The organism is Paenibacillus riograndensis SBR5 (genome assembly GCF_000981585.1).
GTDB lineage: Bacteria > Bacillota > Bacilli > Paenibacillales > Paenibacillaceae > Paenibacillus_AQ > Paenibacillus_AQ riograndensis.
Genome location: NZ_LN831776.1, coordinates 6,289,419 through 6,308,860 on the forward strand (window position 1 = coordinate 6,289,419; position 19,442 = coordinate 6,308,860).

Here is a 19,442-nt window from a genome sequence, read left to right on the forward strand (position 1 = left end):
AAAACAAACCTAGAGAGGGTGTGACCCCAAATGGCTTACTATTATGATCAGCCGTCCAGAACATTCAGCGAGTTCCTGCTGGTACCTAATCTAACGACCAAAGAATGCATTCCGGGAAATGTGGATCTTCGAACGCCGGTGACCAAATTCCGCAAGGGAGAAACGCCCGCCCTAACCATGAACCTGCCTGTAACTTCTGCCGTGATGCAGGCCGTATCCGACCACAACATGGCCATTGCCCTGGCCAAAAGCGGCGGCATCTCCTTCATCTATGGCTCGCAATCGGTCGAACAGCAGGTCGAAATGGTCCGCAGGGTTAAAAAGTTCAAGGCCGGCTTCGTGCTCAGCGACTCCAATCTGCGCCCGGAGGATACGCTGAAGGATGTGCTGGAGCTGAAAGCCCGCAGCGGCCATTCAACCATCGCCATTACTGACAACGGGGAGCCCACAGGCCAGCTGATGGGCATCGTGACCAGCCGTGATTACCGTGAGAACCGTCTTCCGCCGGATTGCAGGATCACCGAGTTCATGACGCCACTGTCTTCGCTGATCTATGCCCGGGAAGGCATCACCCTGACCGAAGCCAATGACATGATCTGGGACCATAAGCTGAACTGTCTGCCGATTGTGAACAGCAGCGGTAATCTGGTACACCTCGTCTTCCGCAAGGATTATGACAGCCACCAGGAGTACCCGCTGGAGCTGCATGACAGCAACAAGCAGCTGATCGTCGGCGCAGGCATCAACTCCAGAGATTATAAGGAACGCGTTCCGGCGCTTGTGGAGGCAGGGGCGGATGTGCTCTGCATCGATTCCTCGGACGGTTATTCCGAATGGCAGGCGGAAACGATACACTATATTAAGGAAACGTTTGGGGACAATGTAAAGGTTGGGGCAGGCAATGTCGTGGACAAAGAAGGCTTCCTCTACCTGGTCGAAGCGGGTGCGGACTTCATCAAGGTCGGCATTGGCGGCGGCTCGATCTGCATTACCCGTGAACAAAAAGGCATCGGCCGCGGCCAGGCCTCCTCGGTCATCGAAGTTGCCGCAGCCCGCCAGGAATATTATGAACAGACGGGCATTTACGTCCCAATCTGCTCCGACGGCGGCATCGTGCATGACTACCATATCGTGCTTGCCCTTGCGATGGGAGCCGACTTTGTTATGCTGGGCCGCTATTTCGCCCGATTCGACGAGAGTCCGGGCCGCAAGCTGCTGGTCGGCGGCAACTTCGTCAAGGAATATTGGGGCGAAGGCTCCAGCCGGGCCCGCAACTGGCAGCGGTACGACTTCGGCAACGCCGACAAGGAGAGCAAGCTGGAGTTCGAGGAAGGTGTGGATTCCTTCATTCCATACGCCGGACGCCTCAAAGACAACCTCGATCTCAGCATCAGCAAAATCAAATCCACCATGTGCAACTGCGGCGCACTGACCATTCCGCAGCTGCAGCAGCAGGCGAAGATCACCCTCGTCTCCTCCACCACCATTTACGAAGGAGGGGCACATGATGTTATGCTGAAGGAGAAGGACAGATCCTCCTCCTGAGCGAGGAATGCAAGCCGCCGGGTACGCGGCCTTATTTCTTAGAGATGAAACAGACAGATTAAGGAGCGCAAAAACGATGACAGAATTACAGAATGTGCTTGTTCATAAGGATGCTTTGCAGCAGAGAGTCCGGGAGCTGGGCGCGGATATTTCCCGTGATTACGCAGGCAAGGACCTGGTCCTCATCGGTATCCTTAAGGGAGCAGCCGTGTTCATGGCTGACCTGATGCGTGAAATCAGCTTCCCCGTAGGCATTGATTTCATGGCCGTCTCCAGCTACGGCACAGCGGCCACCACTTCAGGAGCGGTCATTATCAAAAAAGACATCGATACCGATATCCGCGGCCGCCATATCCTGCTTGTCGAGGATCTGATCGACACCGGCCTGACGCTGAAGCATCTGAAGGAGCATTTCCTGAACAGCGGCGCGCTCAGTGTGCGCATCTGCACCATACTCAACAAGCCTTCCCGCCGCCTCGCCGACGTAGAAGTTGAATATTCGGGCATCGAAATCCCCGACGAATTTGTCGTCGGATATGGCCTGGACTATGCCGAGCAATACCGGAACCTGCCGGAGGTGTGGGTGGTGAAGACGGGGGAAGCGGACTAAACTATAATTTCCCGAATATCCAGACCGCGTTCTTTCGATAAATCTATGAATGTCTCTTTTACTTTCACAAGGGGTCTGAAAAAATCCATAGGATTGTTCAATATAATTTCTCCTATGTGTCCATTGCTAAGCTGTACCTTCTTCCCGATCATATTAGGGAGCAGATTATGTATTAGCGCTTGCACGGGCTTCTCGTTCAGTTTACCGAATCCAAGCTCATACATTTCTTGCAAAACTGTTGAGAAGTTTCGCTTTGGCTGTTCTGCAGAAACAAATGTCTTGCTGATGAATTCATTGGCCACAGCAACAATCTGGGCATAGGGATGGATTTTTTCCTTATGTACTCCGAGCGGATAGCCTGTTCCGTCCTCCCGTTCGTGATGCTGCAGCGCCACTAATGCAGCGGTATCATCTTTCAACGAATTGCGGATAATCTGATAACCTGCCGAAGTATGCTTCTGAAGCTCCTTTTCTTCCTCATCATTTAAGTGGCCGACCCGGTTACGGATGGATAACCGGACGCGGCTTTTCCCGATATCGTGGAGGTATCCTGCCCTGCAGATTTCAAACCGTTCGCTCTTCGGATAGCCTAGCCACTCAGCAATATAGTATGACAACAAACCAACCTGCAACGAGTGATTGTAAATGGTCTCATCTTCTTTTTGGAAACTGAACAGAAGGGTAAGCACGTCTTTTTGCTCATCCAGCTGTTCCAGCAAGGGCATCAGCGTCCATTCTATTTTTGACCGGTCAATCTCTCCCGAGATTATAGCCTCCAGAAAAAAGGCTTGGTATTCCCTAAGAGACTTATCATAATTAGGTTTGACTCTCAGAGGACGTTCAGTGCCATTAAACACCTCTCTGGCTATACGATCTTCTACACTGCCCTCAACATCCACAAATTTAATGCTGTGCTTATTCAGCAACGCAATATCCTCAAGACGGATTTTTGTCTTTTTCGCCAGCACATGAAGACCCTGACGGTTAAAAATATCGGTTTTCAGAACATCGCCGATCTTCAATTTCTTAATATGTATTCTCACCTTGTGTCCCTCCGAAATGGATTAAGCCTTTATAATTCTATCGTAAGAACACAACGTTTTATAAATAGTTCTTAACACCCCTCTCTGGCTGATTCTACATGACTAAAAGCGCATTTTGAAGAAAGCTTTCTTAAAGTTGGGATAATATGGATAACCCATTTCAATTGTTAAGGTTGAGGATAATATCTATGATCTTATATTGTACCGATACGTGCCCAATATTTAAATGTATGTCTCTCTAATACATGCTTCATTCCAGCTTTATCAACAAATATTTTCACATTGCCAAATTTTTCATGAATTGATTTAAAATTAGGAAGGGAATTCACCACTAGTTGCTTGTCCCGCTTGCTTATGATTCTTAGAATCGCTTAGGGATCCAACAAAATTAATTAAGTACATTGCTTATTTCCTAACGTTCTCATCAAACCACTTCTGTTTCTTGACATAGTTGATTGTATAGATAATAAATTGGATAATTTTGAAGATCATTTTGTTTTTCATTTTCTGATTTTTGGAAATAATATCCTACTTCAATTTTATAATACAGCGCAGATAGAATGTATTTTTATATGAAATGCAAAAAGCACCTGAACCTGTCTTTTAAAGGCAGTATTCAAGTGCTCTAAGGTTGCAAGTAGCCCGCGGCCCTACGCCGAGCCGTCTACTGTGTAGAGATAATGCCATAAAGCTCTACCAACGGTCAAGACTACCATTAAACCCGGCTGCGTATTCGTCCACGCGACTTTCTACGTTCTTTTGGCACTTCATACTTTCAAAAATCCAACATTTCTATACGATATATAGTAAAAAAAGCATCTTCATTAAATGCAAATTTTCTTTCTTTAACCACATAGTCATCTTCAAATAATTCTATAATATCACCCTTGGAGATTGTTGGGATCGGGATTTTGGTCTCTTGTTCAAAGATCAGAATATCACTTTCAAAATCAAAAAATCTTGTCAGAAATACTTCTACAGGTGGAAATTTAGATTCATATTTTGAAATCGGCATGCTTTTATTCTCCTTTTATAAATTCAGAATTTTTAAAACTCGTGCCGTACATTCATGTTTAGGCAAAAGTTCATACGTAACTTAAGAGGGTTAAATTCTTTTGGGCACAGCCGCCCGATTCTTTAGATCTGGGTGGGGACAATTATCAAAAAAACCACATGGAGCTGTTACACTCGCATGTGGCTAATGATACTATTTTTTAAAAGGAAGATGTGGACATTTTGTACAGCACTGATCTGCTTCTTCTTTGTTTATTCCAAGTTCAGGCAGTATGTTGAAATTAGCAATCTTTGTTCTCTCATAATTAATATCCATGCAAAGACCTAGTTGAATAACCTTGTTCAATAAAGGACAATAATAATCCTCTTCCATATTTACTTCACCACCTTCAACAAAGCCTTAATAGCTTTATCAAAATTTTGCTTTCCATAAGTTGTTACAACCTTACCAGCTCCTATTGAGTACTACTACTGCGTCTTTTGAGAGATAAAAGTAAGTATCTGTAACCTCTTGTTCTAGTACCAGTAATGGCTTAGCAACTGTTTGTTCCATTAATTCTTGGTTTACTCCACGTGCTGCTGCCCTTTTTAAAGCGTGGGATGAAATACTTGTAATAGTCTGCCCTGGTGCCTCCACAACCGTACCTAAACCCGATATTTCTGTTCCTATTGTTAACGTAGTTGTAGCCGTCAAAGAATAAATTCCGAATGCTAATACTGGAACTGTTAAAGCTTCTGTAACGAAATCCTCATGAACTCCGCCTTTTCCTGTGGAAATGGATGTACCAGTCGAATAGTCAGTTCTTGCAATAACTTCAGCACCGTTTGCTACTCTTATTGCAATTGCTTTATCGTGTACTGCTTGCATAGCAGCAGTATTACCTGCTGCCTAAGCTTTATTAAATTCAGCCGTATACTTATCTATCAATCAACTTTTGGTCTGCTTTGCTCCAATATTTATCCTCAGCAATACGATGTCCTGATGGATCACTATAAATTCACCTGTCCGGCAAAGCACGAATTACAGTATAAGACGACCAACCGCGAGGGATACCGGCAGTACGCTTCTGATCCACAGCATTGTAAGAACTGCCCGTTATTAAACGAATGCACACGATCTCGCAACCACCGAAAGGTGGTGACCCGTTATGCCTGGGAGAACAGCAAAGAGTGGGTGCGAGGCAACCGGTTGAGTCGATCCGGGAAATATCTCTACCGAAAACGAAAATAAACGATTGAGCGAAGCTTCGCGGATGCCAAATATCTCCATGGGTTTCGCTATTGCCGTTTGCGCGGACTGCAAAACGTCAGGGAACAGGCCCTGTTGAGGGCAGCTGTGCAGAACATGAAGAAGATGACGATCCACCTGGATCGCCTAGGAAAACGGGGGTAATCTCCCCTATTTCCGCTTTGAACCGCCCACTTAGAACATGAGAAACCCCGTACTTTGAAAAAAAAGTACAGGGTTTCTCGACAATCTGAGGACAGCCGATTGGCTGTCCTTTTATTCGTTATCCCCTACTAAATTAACGGTCAATTCCATTATCTAACCAAATTGCACACCCGAAAAGGACCCCGTTATTAATGAAAGGATGGCTTTTATCTGTGCAAGCTTCAGTCTAAGTCAGACCCGTTTGAAGCAATTACCTTCTTGTACCAGGCAAAGCTTTTCTTTTTTATTCTTCTTAGGGTTCCTTCACCCGCATTATTTTTATCGACATAAATGTATCCATAACGTTTTTTCATTTCTCCGGTAGATGCACTGATCAAGTCAATTGGCCCCCAACTGGTGTATCCGATCAGATCTACACCATCCTGAATAGCCTTCGATACCTGCGAGAGATGCTCCCGCAAATAATTGATGCGGTAATCATCATTAATTATGTCGTCTGCTTCCAGAACGTCTGCTGCACCCAGACCATTCTCCACAATAAATAATGGCTTCTGATAACGGTCATATAATAGATTCAGAGCAATTCTCAGACCCAGCGGATCAATCTGCCAGCCCCATTCCGATGAAGGCAAATAAGGATTTTTGACACCGCCGAACAGATTACCAGCCGTAGTCTCTTTCCCTTCCGGATTTGCACTCACGGCACGGCTCATGTAGTAACTGAAGCCAATAAAATCAACAGGATAGCTTTTCAGAATAAGGTCATCTCCGGATTCTTTTTCAAGCACCACATCATTCTCTTTAAAAAATTGTGCTGCATATGAAGGATATCCCCCTATAGCCTGTACATCGCCGAACATCAGGATTTCCCTTTCTCCTTGCAGAGCAGCAAAAACATCCTCCGGTGCACTCGTCAACGGATATGCCGGAATATAAGCCAACATACAGCCGATTTGGGCGTCAGGTATAATTTCATGGCAAGCTTTTACGGCGAGCGCACTTGCTACGAACTGATGGTGTGCAGCCTGATATTGAACCTGCTTCTGATTCTCTCCATTCCGGAGGATGATTCCACCACCTGTGAACGGATAATGGGCCAGAATATTAATTTCATTAAAAGTCATCCAATACTTTACTTTCCCTTTAAATCTCTCAAATAAAACCTTGGCATACCTTTCATAGCATTCAATGACCTTACGGCTTCTCCAGCCCCCATATTTCTTTGCCAATCCCAAAGGCATTTCATAATGGGAGATTGTAATGACAGGTTCTATATTGTATTTGAGAAGCTCATCAATCAACTGTTCATAGAAGCGGATGCCCTCTTCGTTAGGAATCTCTTCATCTCCCTCTGGAAAAATACGTGTCCAGGCAATCGAAGTCCGGAAACAGCGAAAGCCCATTTCTGCGAACATTGCGATGTCTTCTTTATACCGGTGGTAAAAATCGATAGCTTCATGAGAAGGATATTCACCTTCAGGAATCTCCATGATCGGCCCTGTAATGCCACGTGGCAATACATCTGCTGTGGACAAACCTTTTCCATCCTCTAAAAAAGCGCCCTCTACCTGATTGGCCGCTACTGCGCCGCCCCATAAGAAATTTTCCGGAAAACTGTGTGTGTTGGAATGCAAAGTGAGTCTCCTTTCTGGAAAGTTCTGCTTAGACAACAAGAGTCAGCAACTTATCTTGAGCGGTAACCGTTGAGTTTGTTGTTTCAATCACATCCAGATAATCGCCGGTATTCGAGATGATAATTGGAGTGATCGGATTGTATCCAGCTTCCTTGATCTTCTCAAGCTCAAACTCAATCAGTACATCTCCTGTGCGTACATGATCTCCTGCTTTAACCCGAGGGGTGAAATATTGCCCCTTTAATTGAACAGTATTGATCCCAATGTGAATCAGTATTTCCGCACCGCTCTCGGACAGCAGAATGACAGCATGGCCTGACTTGAGGATAGTCCCAACCGTACCGTTCACTGGAGATACGGCTTGGCCAACACTCGGAATAATGGCAATGCCTTTCCCCATAGCCCCTTCTGCAAAAGCAGGATCGGGAACTTGAGTCAAAGATTTCAATTCTCCTGTTAAGGGGCTCAGAAGTACTTCCTTCTTAGAGGTTGATGCTTTATTAGAAGCGGGAGTGCTTCCGCCCGGTTGAACAGCCTTTTTTTCTACAGCAGGAGCGGTATTACTTATTTCTGTTACTGCTTCAGATTTTTTTTTGTCTTGGTATCCTAACAGAACCGTCAGAATCAAACCAATCCCCATAGCGGCAGCAATCCCGATTAAATAGTAACCCACAGGTTCAAACGCACCGATCGAGAAAATATTCTGGAAAACAAATGCTGTAGCATACGTATGGAAACCGCCATTAATCGCCCCACCGACAGCTCCGGCAATAATAACATATGGAATCGTGCGCTTGTGGCGCAGCAATATCCCATAAACGGTCGGTTCAGAGACACCAGCTAACAATAGACTTAACGTAGAAGAACCGGCAATTGATTTCAAAGACTTCTCTTTGGATTTCAGGAAGACAGCCAGTGCCACCCCTGCCATTGCAAAGTTAGAAGCCGCCCACATCGCAAGGATTGGATCGGTTCCATTGGCCAAATTTGCCAGTACGATTGGAATAATACCCCAGTGAAGCCCAAACACCACAAGGAAAAAGATCAGCCCACCAATAACAGCACCTGTTAACAGTCCGCTTACTCCCATAAGATAATTAATCGCGTCTGCAATCGCGTTTCCGATATATACTCCAAATGGGCCGAAGATCATCGCAGTGAGCGGTACAATAATGACTAAGGACAGCAATGGAACCATGAATGTCTGGAGCTCTTTATGAATGATTTTCTTTAAAAATTTCTCTACATAAGAGAAGATCCAAATTGCTACGAATACCGGAAAGACGGTTGATGAATAATCCATTAAGACTACTGGAATGCCAAGAAAAGAAGAAGTATCTCCATTGGCTAATAACCCCGTAAAATTCGGTTCCATTAAAGCTGCACCAATGACCCCACCTACATAGGGATTTGCGCCAAACTTGAACGATGCTGAGACGCCCAGGAATATAGGCAGGAAATAAAAGACGGCATTTGCTGCCGCAGCCAGAATGAGATAAGTTCCGCTTTCTGCAGATATCCAACCGAAAGTTGTAAATAAAGTTAAAAAGGCTTTAAGTATCCCTGCTCCGGCCATTGCAGGCAATAAGGGAGAAAGACTTCCTGAAATCACTGCAAAAATTCTGGACATCATTTTCTCTTTAGGTTGATTTGCATCCTCTGATGCAGAATTTCCTGCCCCTAGTTTGCTGTTTTTCATAATTTCTTGATATACGTGAGCAACGTCATTTCCGACTACCACTTGGAATTGACCGCCACTTTCTACGACACTCAAAACCCCTTCTAAGCTTTTCAGTTTCTCCTTGTCAGGCAGCTGATTGTCTTTGAGATTAAATCTTAACCTTGTTGCACAGTGGACAAGATTGGTAACATTCTCTTCTCCACCGATGTTCTGCACGATATCTTTGGCTAATCTTTCGTACTTCATTTGTGCTCGCTCCTTTAGATCTCATTCTGGTTATATGGTATAAAAAAAGCCTGAATAGGCGATGAAGTACACTGAGTAACAGTACACTTATCACTTATCCAGGCTTTGCCCAATTGATGGTAACAACCCTGATCTTTATTGTAATTGGCTAATCTCTGCTGGTCACACGCCTAATATGGAGCATAAAATAGACCATTTCGCCTTCGGTTGTCTCAACTTGATACTCTTCCCGTAAATAGGCTCTTACCTTCTCACTGCAGGCAAAAGCTTCAGGATACTTGAGAACGACTTGCTTGTAAAGCTCATCATCCTCAGAAGGAATCGATTCATGACGCATAGCACGATAGGAAAAATATTTCAAATGGGTCAAAAAGCGGCTGTAATTCAGTGAATTCTCATCCAGCTCAATCCCATAGTGAAGTGTTACTATATTAAGAATGCCCTGAACCATCTGGGTAACCAGCAAGGTCTGTTCCATTTCCTGACCATCCTGCTGACCATTTACGAAATGCATTGCGATAAAGGCAGCTTCGTCTACAGGCAGTTTAAGACCGGTTTCCTTTTCAATTAAATGTAATGCATGCGTTGCCGTGTGATATTCCTTCGGATAGAACTTCTGTATCTCCCATAGCAGCGCATTTTTAAGATTCAACCCCTGTGTGGAGCGCGTAATTGCGTAGCTGATATGATCTGTCAGAGCCAGGTAGATATTATTACTAAAGGATGTGCCTAGATCTTTTGCTGCATAACGGATAATTTGATCTGTTAATTCTAAATGCTTTGGAGGAATCTCACTCAGTAATGTAGATAGCCGCTCAGATAATTCCTTAGTCTCCATCACGAAGGTCTTCTCAATTCTTGATGGATCTATATCTTCACCTGGATTTTTCTGATAGGCTAGTCCCTTTCCAATAACAATGATCTCAGATCGATTATGACCTTCAACCAGTGCAACATTATTGTTAAAAACTTTTTTTATCCTCATGAGTTCGCCCACTTTTTATTTTTTACTAACAAAATAAGCCTAAACTAATCCAAAACTAAATATAATTTAGCGCGGATTTGTTTAGGCTTTGCCTGCAATGCAGTAACAACCCTAATATTGATTGTAAATTCATTATATAAGATGGAGATAACGTTTTCAACAAAAAAATAATGCTAAAATATGTATATATATTCAAGCAAAAAAATATTGACTTTTACAATTTTCGTATTTATGATTTCTCATGTAGATACGATGTGGATTGTAACCGTTTAACCGGGCAAAACCTAAATCGAATCAGACATTGGATTTCCCATGTCGGTTCGAGTTAGGTTTTTTTTTAAGCGGCTTAATCCGACTCGCTATGTAAAACATAACAAAATTTATAACTGGAGGTACGTAGGATGAAATTGAAAAAGGGTACAGGTCTGATGCTAACGTTAGTATTATCGATCGGCACCATACTGACCGGTGGGCTGCCTGCGAAAGCCGAAGCGGCTTCACCTGCGCAAATTACGGCAAACACGTATATCGGCGATACGGGAAGGATGGTTGAATCGTTTGATCTAAAAGTAAGCAACGCGAGTGAATATGCCGATTTGAAAGCAACCGATTTTGAGATTACCGGCAACTACGACGGATATCCGGTGAACGAGAAAAACGAAACAGTGCAAGAGGATTATACGGATGACGGGGTTGAATTGAGCTGGCATGAAAACGTTTTATCACTTAAAGTAAAGGCGTTTAAATATCCAGGGGGACCGAAGTCCGAGTTTGCCGTGACGAACGGACGTTACCCGGAGCTGTCGTTTAATCAGGCAGCCGTAACGGCGTTGAAAACGCGTACGGTCGACGATTTTGTCGCAGGGAAATATACGGGCACTAACGGGGAAAAGTTGAACTATCGGTTAAAATTGACCGATTCTGCGGCCCCGCAACCTCTGATTGTATGGCTGCACGGCGGCGGGGAGGTCGGTACGGACAATCTGAAACAGCTTACCGAGAACAAAGGCGCGGTTGCCTGGATAGACTCGGGTTACGATACTTCCGTACTGGCCGTACAGTTTCCCAAAAACTACGGCTGGAAAATCTATAACAATCCCGAAGAACTTTCGCTGATGCGGGATTATTTCGAGGTGCAAGCGGAGCTAATCGGGGAGCTTGTCGATTCCGGCAAGGTGGACCCGAACCGGATTTATGTCGTAGGCGTGTCCAGCGGGGGAGGCGGCGCGCTTCGATTCCTGATGCAGTATCCCGGGCTGTTCGCCGGCTCCATTGTCATTTCGGCGAAAGACGCTGTAGCCGATTACACCGGTTCCGTGGATACGTTTAAGCGGGAACTGAAGGATCTGACGGATGTGCCGGTATGGCTCGTGCATGCACAAAATGACCCGATCACGGATAGCCGGACGAGTACGCTGGCGTATGAGGCATTGACCGGATTGGGCAACAAGCAGGCCAAGCTGAGCATTTATGACGATGCGTTTATGGCCTCTCAACAGTTGTATGGAGATTTTAGACACTGTTCTTGGGTAACCGTATTTAACGATAAGAACATGTTGGCTTGGTTGTTTGAGCAGAAAAAAACAGCTGACACACCGGTCTCGCTGCAGCAGGATGCTCAAGTGACACGCGCGGAGTTGGCCGCGTTATTGGCGGACCGGCTGAACCTTGCCGAGGTGATCGGCACCGATATTTATACGGATACTGATAATTCGCCTCAGGATCTGGCTATTCGTCAGAATACGACGGCCGGGATCATGAAAGGCATCGGCGGCAGCCGGTTTGCCCCAAAATTGGCCGTGACGCGGGCGCAGCTCGCGGCGATCGCCGATAATATCGTGCGGAATGCGGGACTGGAGCATGCCTCCTCTTCAGCCAGCGCGGCAAAGTTCAGCGACGTGCCAATCGGGCATTGGGCTTCCGAAGCGATTGCGCGTTCCGTTGCGGCTGGAATCCTGAAGGGTGATTCCGCAACCCGCTTTGCGCCGAATCGGTTCGTAACCGGGGCGGAAGCAACCAAGTTTGCGGAAATGCTGGCTACTATGAGATAAGTAAAATGTAATTATACAATTGAAGCTTGCAAAAAACCTGCACAATTGCAGGTTTTTTGTTTTGCTAAATTCCCGCATGTATTTGGTTTTACTTGCGCTTCGCTAAGTTATTCCATACCCGAAGCCGTCCCCTGGACTTCATCGATCAATTGCTTCACCCATGCCCATTCATGTTCGGTTTGCGTTTTTTTGAAACGAATGACTTCCGTTATGAACCGATTTCTCGACTGGCCAAGATCGTATTGGCGGCTGTGCTTTAGCTCCTCTTCCAACACGCTCAGCCGCTTTTGCAAAATGTCAAGCTGCAATTCGGGCTCCAAGCGGTCGAACAGCGCGACGCGAACCAGGAACTCCATTGGATTGGCGGCCGCTTTCCGCGGAAAGTCGCGAATGAGCTCAATAAAAACTTCTTCTCCCGTGTCCGTCAACAGATAGACATGGCGGTCGGGCTTACCGTCCACTTTCTCAACCTCTTTCGTCATAGCCCCCATTTCCTGAAACCGCCGCAACGCAGGGTACAATAAATTGTTATTGATCTCGAACGATTCCCCCAGCGCTTCCTGAATATTTTTTTTGATTTCATAACCGTGCTTAGGCCCTTTTAAAAGCTGCCCCAAAATCAAAATATCTGCATACATTAAAATCACCTTTCTGTGAATTTTTTGTGAATAGTTTCAATTTAATTTACTTAATTTGTATTTTGTGTGTTAAAATTTCTTATAGGTTAATTTAACATAAGTTATTTTAATTTAGAAGCACTCAAAATCATTCCGTATGGGAGGGAACATGATGAACGCATATCGCCAAGTGATCTTGCTGAACGAAATTTCGAAGCTTGCAACAAAACAAGCGCAATGGGAACCGTATGCCTGGTACAAGGACATGAGGGACCGTAATCCCGTCTACTACGATGCCGAGCAGGATGTTTGGAACGTATTTTCATATGACCACGTCAAGCGCGTGCTGTTCGACCATGAGTTGTTCTCCAACAAAAAGGAACGAAGCCTGATTCCGACTCCCATCCAATTGGATAACCGGAGTAACGTCAATCTCGTCGATCCGCCGGAACACCGCAAACGGCGCGCGCTCCTCACCCAGGCTTTTACACCCCGCAGCCTAAAAGAATGGGAGCCCCGGATCCAGGAGATCGTCGACGAACTGATCACAAATATGGAAGGCGCTCCGGTCATCGATATCGTGCAAAAGCTGGCGATTCCGTTACCGGTTACCGTCATCGCGGACCTGCTTGGGGTCCCTTCCCGGGCTCGCGGGCAGATCAAAGCATGGTCCGACATCCTTTTTCTCCCTTATAATAAGAAAGCATACACCGACATCGAACAGCAAAAGGGCCGGGCCATGAAAGAGTTCGCCGAGTTTTTGTATCCCATCGTTTTGGAGAAACGGAAGCACCCGGCGGATGACATCATCTCCGACCTGACCCAAGCCGAACTGGAGGGCGAGAAGCTGACGGACGAAGAAGTAGTCAGGTCAGCCATAGGGCTGCTCGGAGCAGGCAACGAAACAACGACGACGCTGATCTCCAACATTTTCTATTGCATGCTGTTCGATCAACCGGGTGTTTATCAAGAGCTAAGAGCCGATTTGAGCTTGGTTCCCAAGCTGATCGAGGAAGTGCTGCGTTTCCGCTTCGGGGCGACGATTGATCGGAAGGTAGCCCAGGACACCAACGTCTTCGGGCCCGAGATGAAAGCGGGGCAAGTCGTTGTGGCCTGGATTGGCGCCGCCAACCGGGACGAGTCGCACTTTACCCGCGCAGACGTATTCGATATCCATCGTCCCGGCAATCAGCAGCATATGACCTTTGGAGCTGGTCCGCATTTCTGCCTGGGCGCCCCGCTCGCGCGGTTGGAAGCGAATATGGCACTAGCCTCGTTTGTTAGACGATTCCCTGATATTCAACAGACAGATGGGTTCAACCTTGACGAGCATTTGACCGCTTCGGCCACGGGTCAGTCCTTGAAGAGTCTTACTATTGGGACAGCATAAAACAAATTGCGCTTCAATTGATTACAAAAGCCGCCAGGGGCTATCCCAAAGTCATTGGTAAGGGACAGTCTCTGGCGGCTTTTGTTTCGGATTATGTATATGCGCTGCCGTGGCATCCCGATCATAAAATCATATCATTGAGGAAACAAATATTATGGTAGAACAAAATGGCTACGCCGACCTTCATGCAACGTAGCCGCTTTAAATTTCAGTTTAGCGTTGCCCGGAGGCTCCTTTATGGATCCTTCAGTAATTCCAAGTGGAAAAAGGTTAACTAATTCAGCTCATTTCGCTCTTGACGAAGGAATATGACCCAATTAAGTTTCCTTTTGGCTAGTCTAGGGTTTTGGCAAGGAATGCTATTGCCATATTGAACCAAACGGCCACTTCATCGTTGACCATATTAGGTGAGCCTGCCGTTGTTGCCTTTGCTAAGGATAGACCATGTTCTCCACCTGCAAATAGGTGGAATTCTATCCTTCTTCCATTTTTAAGCATCGCCTGAACAAATTGAATGGCCCCAGATACGGGCACGAGAATGTCATTTTCAGTCGCCCAAACAAATGAAGGAACCGTATCCTCTGAAACTAGCAAATCTGTTGAATACGATTGTAGATCCTCCGCCTTCCAATCTGGTTTCCCCGTCATATTTCGATACATGACATCAATTAGATCTAGTCGAATTGTACCGTCCTTTACGACCAACGCTTCATTTAATTCACTCATCATTGGGTTTGCCTTAAAGGCCTCCAAAGCTTCAGCTGGCATCCCAGTATCGAGAGAGCCTGCATGATTAGGTACGACTACACATGGATAGGATAAAACTACAGCATTGGGTTTAATGCTCTCTGAAGAACAGCCTAACGCATTGGCAAACTCCGGCAGATTCCACATAGTAGCAAGGCTTGCGGCCAAATGTCCCCCTGCAGAAAATCCACATGGAACGATTCGATTTACGTCAACACACCATTCATCCGCATGATCTCTTATGATGGATATTGCCTTAAATCCTTCCAAAATGGGTTGCGGCATTAGAGCTTCTTTACCAATTGAATATCTTAGCACGAAAGCATGATATCCGTGGGTGGCGAAGGCCAACGCAACTTGCTCTGCCTCCCGGTCAGATGTCGATATATAAGCACCACCAGGGATAATCAGAGCGACAGGACGTTTGAGATTATGGTTGAATTCTACTGAGTTATGGAGAATATAGGCCTCCATAAAAACTTCTTCCTTGTTCTCACAGATCGGAATCTTCTTACAAATCATCATTGTTTAACCTCTCCTTTTACACATTCTCGTAACCAATCGGCTGACCCGGCTTGATATGATAAGATCCGCTGCCCACTTCCAAAGTGACGCGCCCGTCTTTATAGGAAACCTGTTCGAAATCCGCCGACAGGCGCTTCGCATCCTCCTCGCTTCCTTCCAACATGACGGTGGCCGTCGTATTCGCAGGTACAACAAAACGATAGGCCACTCCGTCCTCGGTCTTTCTCCAACCGGATTCAATTTTGCCGTAAGGAGATTCATGCGTTGCGGATGCGTGCGTCATTGTGCCGCCGATCCATGGCTTAATGATGAAATGCTCATATCCCGCCTGCTCGGGAACAGGCCGAATACCAGCCACACCGGCAAATAGGAAGTTGCATACCGCCCCGTAGGAATAGTGATTAAGCGAATAAGCCAGTTCCCCCTCCGGCGAAATCCCGTTCCAACTTTCCCAAATAGTTGTTGCGCTTTTAGCCACGGCGTACAACCAGGACGGACATGTATCCTGTTCAAGGAGCCGATAAGCGACATCCGGATAGCCGTAATCGGCCAGGACGTGGAGAATGAACGGCGTGGACAGGAAACCCGTATTTAAATGGTAATCCTGCTCAATAACAAGTTCCGCCAGCCGATCGGCCATCGCTTGTTTTCGGTCTTCGCCGGCCAAGCCGAAAGCCAAAGTACGCACAAGGGGAGCCTGTCTGCCTTCCTGAATCAGGCCGTTTTCCGGAATGAAATATTTGTTGTAAACCCGCTTAATCTTTTCATGCAGCTTTGCGTACCGCTCCGCATCTTCCCGCTTTCCCAGGACGGCGGCCATCTCGGAAAGCAAACGGGTGGAATAGCCATAATAGGCGGTCGCCGTTAGCGGATCGCCCTTGAACATTCTCGTTTGAATTTCAGCTCCCATTTGTTCCGGACTGTGATCGATGTCGGCTTCCAGCCATTCCCCATAGTGAAACTTCGTATCCCAGATGAACTTCGCATCCGGTTCCCCATCCGTATCGTTATGGTAGTAGGCTGCATCTTTATAGTGATCACTGTCGTTTTCGGCATTCGTTTTCATGTATTCGACCCAGGCTTTGGCAGAGTCATATTGTCTTTCCAGAATCGATTGGTCTCCATAACACAAGTACATCGTCCACGGGGCGATTACTGCCGCGTCGCCCCAACCCGCGGAACCGTCGAGATAACCGGGTTCTCCGGGTTTGGTGGAGGCGAGCATAGCCAGCAACGGGTCATTCGCGTTTTTGACGACCCGTTCATATTCATCCACGCTGTGGAACCCCAGTACTTGAGGAACCGTAGACCCTACCGCGCCGGATGGAAACTGTTCGGCCGCCAGGTCGGCCAGCCACTTTTCATAGAAAGCATGCACATTCATAAAATCCGCCGCCGTCCTTGCGAATAGCTGAGCGTCGCCGGTCCAGCCCGCCCGTTCTCTTGTCGGACAATCCGTAGGGATTTCCATGAAGTTGCTTTTCATGCTCCATCTGGAATTGGAAACCAGCTGATTAATCAGCGGATTGGAACAAGCAAAATCACCGGCCTCCTCCATGTCGCTGTAAATGGCAAAGGCAGTAAAATGATCGGGCTTCGGCTTACCCGGAACATTTTTCAACAGGACATACCGGAACCCGAATATAGTAAAATAGGGCCGATATACTTCCTCGCTTCGTCCGTTTAGAATGTAATGAATTTCCTGGAAATCGTTCAGCGGTCCGGTGTGTTCCAGGTTAGACAGCGTAAAATTTCCGTTTTTGTCCAATGTTTCGCCATGAACCAAAACGACTTCCGTCCCCGCATCGCCTTGCAGCTTCATTTCAACCCAACCGGCTATGTTTTGTCCGAAATCAAGCACCGTTTCTCCGTTTGGCGTTTCGATGATCCGGGGAGTGAACTCCTCCCTGGTCCGAACCGGAAGACTTGAGGCTACCAGATGATCTATCCCGTAGTCCTTAACATGTACCGCCGTCCAATCGGCATCATTGAACCCGACCGTATTCCACCCCTCGATGTCGATACGGGCATCATATACTTCTCCCGCTTTCAAATCGGACTTCAGCAGAGGACCGGACGAAGTTGTAAACGACCCGTCGCTGGCAATGATCTCCCGGCTTCCATCGTCATAGCTCAATACCACTTGTCCCAAAAAGGCCACTTTATACCCGAAATTGTTCTTCAGCAAAACCCCTGTAGAGCCTCTCCACCATCCGTCGCTGAGCAGGATTCCCCAGGCGTTCGCGCCTTCCTTTAGAAGGTGAGTTATGTCATAAACCTGATACTGCAGCCTAGCGTAATAGGATGTAAAACCTGGCGTAAACAGATGGTCCGTGCCCTCCGTGCCGTTCATGTAAAACTTATACAATCCTCTTGCCGTCATGTAAGCTCTAGCTGAAACGAGCCCGCTTCTCACGTTGAATTCTTTACGGATATAAGGCGCCGGCTTATAAGCGTCCGGGTCTACCTCACTCTCCGGTTCGATCCACTTCGCCTTCCAGTCCGCAGCGTTCAGCAGTCCCATCTCGAAGAGCGCCGGCTCGCTAAACGCTGACTCGTTCCCGTCATTGTCCCAGATTTTCACCCTCCAGAAGATTCGCACCGCTGACTTCAATTCAGGTCCGCTGTATTCCAGTCTCTGAGCTCGGCCCGTTACCTTACCGCTATCCCAAAGGATAGAGTCAAACGTCTCGCTGGCGGATGCTTGAACTTGATAAGCATTTTGAGTCATGTTCCGGGCATCGCTATTGATTTTCCAAGAAAATCGGGGAGATTTGTTATCCAATCCTAAGGGGTTGCGCAAATGTTCTGTCTTTAAATCATAAGTACTTAACATTACCATTTCCCTCCTTTAGTAAACGCCTTCATATTAAATTTACAATAGATAGGATTGTTTTCTTAGCCCAAAACTTAAGCACTTTTTTATCGTTTTTTAAGGTGTTAGAATGAAGAGGAAAGGGAGGTCGATTCATAGGATGAACCGCAGTGAACTTGACGCCTATTTGCGGCAGTGTAACGAAATTGAGTCGCTGGCATTACTGTCACCTGAGAAAATCTATGGAGGTTATGAAGCAGCGATTATTGAAGTGAACGGAATCAGTACCATTCTCGAGCATTTTTTGCGGCCAGGAGAGCATTTTTCCTTTTTTAAACATCCTCGTTATCTCGCTGCCCCTGGACACCGTCACGATTTTTTAGAGATAAATTTTGTTTATTCAGGCGAATGCAGGCAAGTTATTAACGGGAAACCAGTGATTCTGGCAGCCGGGGAATTTTGCATGATGGACTCCAACGTGATCCATTCCATCGAGAAGCCGGGAGATAACGATATCATCATTAACCTGTTAATGAGTAAACGGTACTTTGATATTGACATTATGAAGCGCTTATCCGGAAACGACCTGATGTCCGAGTTCCTCATTAACTCTATATATAGAAGTCAAGACCATAACGATTATATGATTTTTCACTCCTCAACGAATCACAATGCCCGTACTTGTATGGAACATTCTCTGTGTGAGTCCTTCGATCCGGCGGTCGGTTCTGAAGAAGCGATTAACTGCCATATCATTCTCCTCTTTACCGAGCTCATGAGAGACTACAAAGAGTCGAATGCATTTAAGCGTAAAGGTCCAACATCCAGGGCGCCGATCACCAAAATCGTCCAGTACATTAATGACAACTTCAAATTTATCACGCTGGATTCTTTAGCCTCTCATTTCAACTATCATCCGAACTATCTCAGTAATCTGCTGAAAAGTCATTTCGGTTTCGGATTAACGAAAATCGTCCAAGACTTAAAAATAAAAGAAGCGACCATGCTGCTCAAGTTTACGAATATGCCAATTGGGGAAATCGCTTACGAGGTTGGGTACTCCAATATCACGCTTTTTTATCATCATTTCAAAGAGCGTCATGACGTGACCCCATCGGTGTACAGAAAAACAAACAAGTAGGTGAC

15 protein-coding genes and 1 pseudogene are annotated in these 19,442 nt (G+C 46.3%); 6 read left to right on the forward strand and 10 right to left on the reverse strand.

The window, feature by feature from the left end:
• The first annotated feature begins 30 nt into the window (after positions 1 to 30).
• Together PRIO_RS26625 and hpt are read left to right on the forward strand one after the other, a co-directional pair.
• Positions 31 to 1,545 carry an IMP dehydrogenase gene (locus tag PRIO_RS26625; protein ID WP_020426941.1) on the forward strand — a complete coding sequence of 505 codons (1,515 nt, stop codon included), beginning with the start codon at positions 31 to 33 and terminating at the stop codon, positions 1,543 to 1,545.
• A 76-nt stretch (positions 1,546 to 1,621) separates the two neighbouring features.
• Positions 1,622 to 2,155 carry a hypoxanthine phosphoribosyltransferase gene (hpt, locus tag PRIO_RS26630; RefSeq protein WP_020426942.1) on the forward strand — a complete coding sequence of 178 codons (534 nt, stop codon included), beginning with the start codon at positions 1,622 to 1,624 and terminating at the stop codon, positions 2,153 to 2,155.
• Here hpt and PRIO_RS26635 read toward each other — a convergent pair.
• The 4 genes from PRIO_RS26635 to PRIO_RS26650 form a co-directional block, all read right to left on the reverse strand.
• A complete protein-coding gene (locus tag PRIO_RS26635; RefSeq protein ID WP_020426943.1) occupies positions 2,152 to 3,198 on the reverse strand; it encodes an HD-GYP domain-containing protein in 1,047 nt (348 codons plus the stop codon). The two genes, hpt and PRIO_RS26635, sit on opposite strands and share 4 nt — an antisense overlap.
• 775 nt (positions 3,199 to 3,973) lie before the next feature.
• Complete coding sequence (locus tag PRIO_RS26640; RefSeq protein WP_046505449.1) at positions 3,974 to 4,213, reverse strand: hypothetical protein; 240 nt, start codon at positions 4,211 to 4,213, stop codon at positions 3,974 to 3,976.
• A 192-nt stretch (positions 4,214 to 4,405) separates the two neighbouring features.
• Complete coding sequence (locus tag PRIO_RS26645) at positions 4,406 to 4,585, reverse strand: hypothetical protein (protein ID WP_046505452.1); 180 nt, start codon at positions 4,583 to 4,585, stop codon at positions 4,406 to 4,408.
• Positions 4,586 to 4,657: 72 nt separating this feature from the next.
• A complete protein-coding gene (locus tag PRIO_RS26650) occupies positions 4,658 to 5,080 on the reverse strand; it encodes a hypothetical protein (RefSeq protein WP_046505455.1) in 423 nt (140 codons plus the stop codon).
• Between the two features lie 129 nt (positions 5,081 to 5,209).
• Between PRIO_RS26650 and PRIO_RS35115 the strand changes: the two are divergent.
• Positions 5,210 to 5,605, forward strand: a pseudogene (locus tag PRIO_RS35115) (transposase); the annotation flags it as partial.
• Between the two features lie 221 nt (positions 5,606 to 5,826).
• Here the strand turns inward: PRIO_RS35115 and ascB are convergent.
• The 3 genes from ascB to licT form a co-directional block, all read right to left on the reverse strand.
• A complete protein-coding gene (gene ascB / locus PRIO_RS26655) occupies positions 5,827 to 7,239 on the reverse strand; it encodes a 6-phospho-beta-glucosidase (RefSeq protein ID WP_020433862.1) in 1,413 nt (470 codons plus the stop codon).
• 28 nt (positions 7,240 to 7,267) lie between these two features.
• Entirely contained in the window at positions 7,268 to 9,166 is a 1,899-nt protein-coding gene (locus PRIO_RS26660) for a beta-glucoside-specific PTS transporter subunit IIABC (protein WP_020433863.1), read from the reverse strand.
• Positions 9,167 to 9,314: 148 nt separating this feature from the next.
• Positions 9,315 to 10,151, reverse strand: coding sequence for a BglG family transcription antiterminator LicT (gene licT, locus PRIO_RS26665; RefSeq protein WP_046505460.1), 837 nt, complete (start codon positions 10,149 to 10,151; stop codon positions 9,315 to 9,317).
• Positions 10,152 to 10,552: 401 nt separating this feature from the next.
• Here licT and PRIO_RS26670 point away from each other — a divergent pair, with 401 nt between their 5' ends.
• Entirely contained in the window at positions 10,553 to 12,202 is a 1,650-nt protein-coding gene (locus PRIO_RS26670; RefSeq protein ID WP_020427616.1) for an S-layer homology domain-containing protein, read from the forward strand.
• Positions 12,203 to 12,309: 107 nt separating this feature from the next.
• On the opposite strand, the gene PRIO_RS26675 is transcribed toward PRIO_RS26670, so the two are convergent.
• Entirely contained in the window at positions 12,310 to 12,840 is a 531-nt protein-coding gene (locus tag PRIO_RS26675) for a PadR family transcriptional regulator (RefSeq protein ID WP_020427615.1), read from the reverse strand.
• Between the two features lie 151 nt (positions 12,841 to 12,991).
• Between PRIO_RS26675 and PRIO_RS26680 the strand changes: the two genes are divergently transcribed.
• Positions 12,992 to 14,209 carry a cytochrome P450 gene (locus tag PRIO_RS26680; protein WP_020427614.1) on the forward strand — a complete coding sequence of 406 codons (1,218 nt, stop codon included), beginning with the start codon at positions 12,992 to 12,994 and terminating at the stop codon, positions 14,207 to 14,209.
• A 333-nt stretch (positions 14,210 to 14,542) separates the two neighbouring features.
• Here the strand turns inward: PRIO_RS26680 and PRIO_RS34120 are convergent, their stop codons facing one another.
• Together PRIO_RS34120 and PRIO_RS26690 are read right to left on the reverse strand one after the other, a co-directional pair.
• A complete protein-coding gene (locus tag PRIO_RS34120) occupies positions 14,543 to 15,481 on the reverse strand; it encodes an alpha/beta hydrolase (protein ID WP_020427613.1) in 939 nt (312 codons plus the stop codon).
• A gap of 16 nt (positions 15,482 to 15,497) precedes the next feature.
• Positions 15,498 to 18,323, reverse strand: coding sequence for a family 78 glycoside hydrolase catalytic domain (locus tag PRIO_RS26690; protein ID WP_046505464.1), 2,826 nt, complete (start codon positions 18,321 to 18,323; stop codon positions 15,498 to 15,500).
• Between the two features lie 133 nt (positions 18,324 to 18,456).
• On the opposite strand from PRIO_RS26690, the gene PRIO_RS26695 reads away from it, so the two are divergent.
• Positions 18,457 to 19,437, forward strand: coding sequence for an AraC family transcriptional regulator (locus tag PRIO_RS26695; RefSeq protein ID WP_020427611.1), 981 nt, complete (start codon positions 18,457 to 18,459; stop codon positions 19,435 to 19,437).
• The last annotated feature ends 5 nt before the right edge of the window (positions 19,438 to 19,442 follow it).